Below are 6,567 nucleotides of genomic sequence, written 5' to 3'. Positions count from 1 at the left end.
CCCGACAGGTCTTTTTCAAAGGAACCTCATCCACCGAAGTGGACGGGGTATCAACTTCTGGCGTTGATTTTTGGCACGCTGTTGAGTTCTCAAGGTACGGACGCTTCCTTCGTTCCTGTTTCCAGGCCCTCCGGGCGCTTCCTTCGTTTCCAACTCTACCAGATCATTTCCGCGCCGTTTCCGGACTTGGATTTGAATTCGGTGGCCGTTGGGGGCCTTCGCCTTTCGGCGCTCCACCACGTTAGCGCTTGTTCCCTGCAACTCATAATCGAGCCGTCGGATTCGAATTCGGGCACGCCGAAATCGACCCCGCCAGGGGCACGTCGTAGGTAGTGGGTTGGCCGCTCCTGCGGGGTCTGCGATGGCAGTGCCCCGTTCCAGCGGCTCGGGCTACATTAGGCGTCCACCAAGATCGAGTCAAGTTGCCCGGCGGCGCGGCGCGTGGGCGCGGTACGGGCTGACGGTCGGGTCGCCGGTGATCCAGTAGCGGTACGGGTGGGCCGCGCCGGCGCCGCCGACTCCCGTGCGCGGGCCGTTGCCCACCAGGTCGGGAGGGGTGGGAGTACCCGCGAGGAGGGAGAGGGGGGAATCGGGGCCCGCGCAGAGGTCGGCGCCGTCGAGGGAGCGGTCCACGTCCAGGGCCGTGGCCAGGCGGGCCGGACCCTTGGCCAGTTCTCGCGGGTTTCTGGCCGTGATTCGACGTTTGGCGGCCAGGTCGGCGCCCAGGGTCACCTCCCCCGCGCGCACCAGTACTCCGCTCGCGTGGCCCGGGGGTCCGCAGACGAGGTTGAGGCTGAACCACATGCCATAGGTAACTCACTAGGCATGTACGTCGTTGGTCCGGCAGCATCGGCAAAGCGACGACAAGCAGGAGACAGGCAGTGCGAGCGATCATCTACGCCAGGCTCAGCCCCACCCCAAGGGGCGAGGAATCCAAGGGTGGGAACCTGACACAACAGGTCGAGCTGAGTCAGGCGCTGTGCGACCGGAAGGGCTGGTCAGTCGTAGCCACGATCGTTGAGAAGGACACGTCGGCTTCGACGAAGCGGGGAACCAAGCGGAGCGCGGAGTGGGAACGCGTCAAAGCTCTGGTGGAGGACGGCAAGGCGGACGCCATCGTGTCCCGCCACTATGACCGCATGTACCGCACCCCCTGGGACCTTGAAGACCTGGTGGACCTGGCCGAGGCGACCGGCGTCACACTGGCCGCCGCACAGGCTCAGGGTGTGCTCGACCTGTCCACTCCGTCCGGCCGTCTCGCTGCCCGCATCGGCGCTGTGGTGGCTCGCAACGAGACCGAGATGCGAGTAGAGCGTCAGGTACTCGGACACCAGCGGCGCAGAGAGTCGGGGAGGCCCTTCTGGAGTACTCGCCCCTTCGGCTTCGAGCGGGACGGCCGGCACAGGGAAGCAGAGGCGGAGGCCCTCCGGCAGGCGTACCGGGATGTCCTGGCCGGCGTCACCCTCTGGTCCATCGCGAAGGACTGGAACACGCGTGGACTGCTCTCGCCGCACGGCAAGGAGTGGCGCAGCTCGAACCTTCGGATCGTCCTGTTGAAGCCGAGGAACGCGGGAATCCAGACGTACTCGCAGTGGGTCGAGAAGCCGGACGGGAAGCGCGTGCGGCGGACCGAGGAGACCGGCGCGGGCAACTGGCAGGCGATCGTCTCCGAGGGCATATTCCGGGCCCTGGTCCGCTACCTGAGCGACCCCGAGCGCAACACGGGCGGTGGCGGCAAGCGCAAGGCCCTCTTGTCCGGCGTGGTCCGGTGCTCGAAGTGTCAGGCCGTCGTCACTCAAGGGTGGAGCAAGAAGAACGCGGCAGGCGAGCGGTACCGCATCTACACCTGTTCGGGTGGTCGGTGCATCACCTGCCCCGCGGACCCGCTTGACTCCTTCGTGGTCAGGAAAGTCATCGACAGGGCCGAGGAGTGGAACGCGGCACCGGCCACGGATGCCGCGGACGAGGAGCGAGAGGCCGAACTGTTGGCCGAGGAGACGGCCGCATCCGAGAGGCGCACCGCCCTGGCGGAGATGTTCGCCGTAGGGGACATCGACGCGTCGACCCTGCGGGCGGGCATCGGCAGGTGTGACGCCGACCTGACCAAGATCAGGGCCGAGCTGGCAGACCTGGCATCACAGCGGGTGCGTGTCGACCTGGGCGACGTCGAGTACCTGTGGGAGGAGCTGGACTACGAGGACCCTGACCGCATCGACTACGTGCGGACCGTCGTCATGCAGGTCTGCGAGCTAGTCGAACTGATGCCGCGCGGCCGAGGGGTCCGATCCTTCAAGGGCGAACACTGCCGGATCACGTTCCGGAACCCCTGAGATCCGATCGCGGAGGGCCGAGCCGGCTGTCCGCGCGAAGTGAGCAAGGGCCCTGTCTGACGAGAGTCGGGCGGGGCCCGTCGTCATACCCGGCGAGAAGGGCCCGGAGATCACTCACCGCCTCTGCGCGCCCCTCGCTCCCCCAGTTCATGCAACAACGTGCATGAGTCACGTCCGTGCATGGACGGTCGCGAGCGGCCCCCGTACGGTCGCCTCAGGTGGCCCGGCCGGGCCACCAAGTCAAGGGGGTTCCGCATGGCACGCGAAGAACTGACTCGGCTCACTGGCAACGGCAACGGCACGTGTGGAGAGGACGACTGCCCGAACGTCTACCGCACCGCTTCCGGCTCCATCGTGGTTCAGGGTGACGTGTCCGACGCCTTCACTCCCCCGCAGGGCGAAGGGCTCGTGGAGATCCCCGAGAGCGTTCTTCGGGAGGCCGTTCGTGCTCTTGGATGGTGACGGCTGGCGGGCGATGCTCCGGGGTTTCCAGACGGAAGCCTGGCGACTGGAGACCCTTCCCCAGTACCTGGTTCCGCAGGAGGCGGAAGAGCTTGACGCCTTCCGGGCAGGCAACCGCGTCGACCCGCACGCCTACTCGTCCGCCTATACGGAAGACCTGAAGCGGCTGCGTGGCGAGGGTAAGAGCAAGGGGCGAGTGCACGTCCTGAATCGGCCCCTCTCCGAGTACCTGCGCTTCGAGTTCTCCCGGTACTACGCCCCGCACGTGCTCGCCGGGGAGGACATCCGCATCCTTGACGTGACCGAGCGGGAGAACCCGTTGCCGGATGTCGAGGACTTCTGGATGTTCGACCGCTCGACGGTCGTCCTGATGCACTACGAGGGCGACGGCACACAGATCAGCCGAGAGCTGTACGAGGGTGACCCCGCACCGTTCGTCGAGTGGCAGCGCATCGCCGTTGCCGAGTCGGTTCCCTTCCTGGAGTACGCGGAGCGCGTGGCGGAGTGACGTTCGAAGCTGAGCAGCTTGGCGAGTCCGGCACCGAACTCGCTTCTCTGCTACGGGACTTGCGCAAGCGAGTCGGCCTCTCAGGGGACCGGCTCGCGGCGCGCTGCAACATGTCCCAGTCGAAGGTGTCTCGCATCGAGAACGGCCGGACACGGCCGTCTCTGGTCGACGTCGAGCAGATCCTGCGAGCGCTGGACGCTCCGCCGGGGCTGGTCGCCGAGGTCTCCGCCCTCGCCAGGATGGCGAACACCGAGTGGCGGAACCTCCGAGAACTTCGGCGCAAGGGACTCGGTACGAGACAGGCCGAGCTGAAGTCGCTCGAAGCGTCCTCCACGCAGATGCGGTACTTCCTGCTCTCGATGGTCACCGGGCTGCTCGCAACACCGGAGTACGTACGGGCGAGCCTGGCCCACTCGACGGCCGACACGAGCAAGGCCGTGGCGGGGAAGCTGGGACGGCAAGCCGTCCTCTACGACGCCTCGAAGCGGTTCACGTTCGTTCTGACCGAGCAGGCGGTTCGCTGGCCGGTCGTCTCCCCACTGGCACTGGCCGAGCAGATGGACCGGCTGGCGTCCCTGTCCTACCTCCCGAACGTTCAGATCGGGGTGATCCCCGTAGGGGCACCGACGCCCCGAACCCCTCTGAGTACGTTCACCATCTACGACGCCGCGTTGGTCACCATCGAGACGACCGCGGGAAGTCTCGTACTACGCGACGGCCGAGATGTTCTGGCGTATCTGAACGAGTTCGCCGGGTACGAGGAACACGCCCTCTTCGGCGAAGGGGCCTGGAATGCGTCACGCGCCGCGCTCGCGGACGATCACGCATCGCCTGACCCAACTCCGCACCGACTCACCGGCGGGCCGTCAGCAAGGCGCACAGCGGGTCAGGCCCCTGTGGTCGGTTTGGCTCGCGGGCTCAGTCGGTACGCCGAGACCGTTGGATCACCGGCGAGGTAGAACCGGTGTTGCCAGTCGTGGGCCTTGCTCACGCCTACCCGAGGACCGACCCGGATGAGCGCGGCAGGTACCGGCTCGCCTTCGGAGAGCATGACCGAGGTACCTGCCAGGAGGTCTGCGCCGTTGTGCTCTGCCGTGATGCCGAGTGCCTGGCCGACGTTCCCCGGACCTCGGGCGAGGCGGGGGCTCTCGACCTTCTCCCCTCGCCGCTTGCGTGCCAGGTCCTCCCCCGCGATGACCCTGCCTGCCCGGATGAGGACACCCGAGGCGATACCGTCCGTCCCGGTGACGATGTTGGCGCACCAGTGGAGACCGTGGGACCGGTAGACGTACAGGTGTCCCGCGGGTCCGAACATGACCGCGTTACGGGGTGTCCTGCCTCGGTAGGCATGGGAAGCCGGGTCGGCCGCGTCGGAGTACGCCTCGGTCTCCGTGATGGCGATGCTCACGGTTCCCTCCGGGGTCTTGCAGGTGAGTACACTCCCGAGCAGCTTGGGAGCGACTTCTTCGGCAGGGTGGGCGAGGATGTCGACGTTCATGCTGACTGCCTTGACATGCCGTAGATGAAGTAGACGTACGCGTGTCGGCGGACCGAACATCGAGGCGTTGCGGGCGGTGCGGCCGCGGTAGGCGTGGGAGCCGGGGTCGGCCTCGCCCGCATACGCCTCCACCTCTGTGATGCGCAGTTCCATCGGGCCCTCCGGGGTACGGCGGACCAGGATCCGGCCGAGCAGGTCGGGGGCCACGGTGAGGACCGGGCGGTCGAAGAAGGATCGGGGCAGGGGCGTACGGTCGGGGCGCGCGCTCATCCGGCCGAGCGTACTGGAACGCGCGCCCGGGGAACCGGGGCCTAAGGTTCCGCAGTGGTAGGGCGTATCCGTATTCCGTATCCGTACAGGGGAGACACAGATGGGTTTCAGGAAGCTGCTCGCGAGCCTGGGTGCCGGCGGGGCTTCGGTGGACACGATCATCACCGAGCCGAACGTGGTGCCCGGCGGGATCGTCCAGGGTGAGGTGCGGATCCAGGGCGGATCCGTGGAGCAGCAGATCGAGGGGCTCTCGGTGGGGCTCCAGGCGCGCGTGGAGGTGGAGGGCGGCGACCAGGAGTACAAGCAGGACGTCGTCTTCACGAAGCAGCGCCTCGGCGGTGCCTTCAAGGTGCAGCCGAACGCCCTGCACGTGGTGCCGTTCGCGCTGGAGATCCCGGCGGAGACGCCGATCACCCACTTCGAGGGCCACCCCCTGCACGGGATGAACATCGGGGTGAGCACGGAGCTGGAGATCGCCCGCGCGGTGGACGCGGGTGACCTGGACCCGATCAACGTGCACCCGGTGCCGGCGCAGCAGGCGATCCTGGACGCGTTCCGGCAGCTGGGGTTCTCCTTCCGCAGTGCGGACATGGAGCGCGGGCAGATCCGGGGGACGCGGCAGACGCTGCCGTTCTACCAGGAGATCGAGTTCCTGCCGCCGTCGCAGTACCGGGGTCTGAACCAGGTGGAGCTGACCTTCGTGTCGGACGGGCACGAGATGGACGTCGTGCTGGAGATGGACAAGAAGCCTGGGCTGTTCAGCGAGGGCAGTGACACCTACCGCTGCTTCCAGGTGGGTCTGCACTCGTACGAGGGGACCGACTGGGCCGCGTACCTGAACCAGTGGATCGCCTCCGTCGGTTCGCAGCGCAACTGGTTCTAGGCTCGGGCCCGTCCGCCCGTACGCGTTTCCCATCAGGAGGTACAGCAGTGGCCCAGCAGAAGAGGGCGCCCCTTCCGCACGACTTCCACCCGGAGGTGCCGTCCTTCAGCGTGACCAGTGAGGACGTCTCCCCCGGCGCCGACCTGCACGCGGCGCAGGTCCTCACGGGGAAGAACATCTCGCCGCAGCTGAGCTGGGAGGGCTTCCCCGAGGGGACCAAGAGCTTCGCCGTGACGTGCTTCGACCCCGACGCGCCGACGGGCAGCGGGTTCTGGCACTGGGTGCTGTTCGACATCCCGGCCTCGGTGACCTCGCTGCCGGCGGGTGCCGGCAGCGGGGACTTCGTGGGGCTGCCGGAGGGCGCGGTGCACGTGCGCAACGACTACGGCACGCGCGACTTCGGCGGGGCGGCTCCGCCGCGCGGCGAGCGGCACCGGTACGTGTTCACCGTGTACGCGGTGGACCGGGAGCAGCTCGGTCCGGACGCGGACTCGTCCCCGGCGGTCGTCGGGTTCCACCTGCGGTTCCACGCGCTGGGCCGGGCCCAGCTGATCGGTGAGTACGAGTCGCCCGCGGCTCGTTGATCGTTCTCCCGGTGTTCGCCCGGTCCTGGTCT

7 protein-coding genes and 2 pseudogenes are annotated in these 6,567 nt (G+C 67.5%); 6 read left to right on the top strand and 3 right to left on the bottom strand.

What is annotated here, in order from left to right; all coding sequences use genetic code 11:
• Nucleotides 1–417: 417 nt before the first annotated feature.
• Nucleotides 418–813 (bottom strand): annotated as a pseudogene (locus tag ACFY0O_RS37360) (DNA-3-methyladenine glycosylase); the annotation flags it as partial.
• Nucleotides 814–881: 68 nt separating this feature from the next.
• Between ACFY0O_RS37360 and ACFY0O_RS37355 the strand changes: the two are divergent.
• From ACFY0O_RS37355 to ACFY0O_RS37340, 4 genes are all read left to right on the top strand, one after another.
• Nucleotides 882–2,330 carry a recombinase family protein gene (locus ACFY0O_RS37355; RefSeq protein WP_388955486.1) on the top strand — a complete coding sequence of 483 codons (1,449 nt, stop codon included), beginning with the start codon at nucleotides 882–884 and terminating at the stop codon, nucleotides 2,328–2,330.
• A 255-nt stretch (nucleotides 2,331–2,585) separates the two neighbouring features.
• Nucleotides 2,586–2,792: a hypothetical protein gene (locus tag ACFY0O_RS37350; RefSeq protein WP_210989046.1), complete on the top strand. Its 207-nt coding sequence runs from the start codon at nucleotides 2,586–2,588 to the stop codon at nucleotides 2,790–2,792.
• Entirely contained in the window at nucleotides 2,776–3,300 is a 525-nt protein-coding gene (locus tag ACFY0O_RS37345) for a DUF6879 family protein (RefSeq protein ID WP_388955483.1), read from the top strand. The genes ACFY0O_RS37350 and ACFY0O_RS37345 overlap by 17 nt, the downstream gene beginning before the upstream one ends.
• Nucleotides 3,297–4,259, top strand: a complete 963-nt coding sequence (locus ACFY0O_RS37340; RefSeq protein ID WP_388955480.1) for a helix-turn-helix domain-containing protein — start codon at nucleotides 3,297–3,299, stop codon at nucleotides 4,257–4,259. The genes ACFY0O_RS37345 and ACFY0O_RS37340 overlap by 4 nt, the downstream gene beginning before the upstream one ends.
• On the opposite strand, the gene ACFY0O_RS37335 is transcribed toward ACFY0O_RS37340, so the two are convergent.
• A complete protein-coding gene (locus tag ACFY0O_RS37335) occupies nucleotides 4,187–4,798 on the bottom strand; it encodes a DNA-3-methyladenine glycosylase (protein WP_388955489.1) in 612 nt (203 codons plus the stop codon). The genes ACFY0O_RS37340 and ACFY0O_RS37335 overlap by 73 nt on opposite strands.
• 45 nt (nucleotides 4,799–4,843) lie before the next feature.
• Nucleotides 4,844–5,068 (bottom strand): annotated as a pseudogene (locus ACFY0O_RS37330) (DNA-3-methyladenine glycosylase); the annotation flags it as partial.
• 100 nt (nucleotides 5,069–5,168) lie between these two features.
• Here ACFY0O_RS37330 and ACFY0O_RS37325 point away from each other — a divergent pair.
• Entirely contained in the window at nucleotides 5,169–5,951 is a 783-nt protein-coding gene (locus ACFY0O_RS37325; RefSeq protein WP_388955477.1) for a sporulation protein, read from the top strand.
• A 47-nt stretch (nucleotides 5,952–5,998) separates the two neighbouring features.
• Nucleotides 5,999–6,535, top strand: a complete 537-nt coding sequence (locus tag ACFY0O_RS37320; RefSeq protein ID WP_388955474.1) for a YbhB/YbcL family Raf kinase inhibitor-like protein — start codon at nucleotides 5,999–6,001, stop codon at nucleotides 6,533–6,535.
• The last annotated feature ends 32 nt before the right edge of the window (nucleotides 6,536–6,567 follow it).

It is taken from the genome of Streptomyces sp. NPDC001594 (assembly GCF_042893675.1).
In the GTDB taxonomy this organism is placed as follows: Bacteria; Actinomycetota; Actinomycetes; order Streptomycetales; family Streptomycetaceae; genus Streptomyces.
This window is presented reverse-complemented; position numbering and strand designations above follow the sequence as displayed.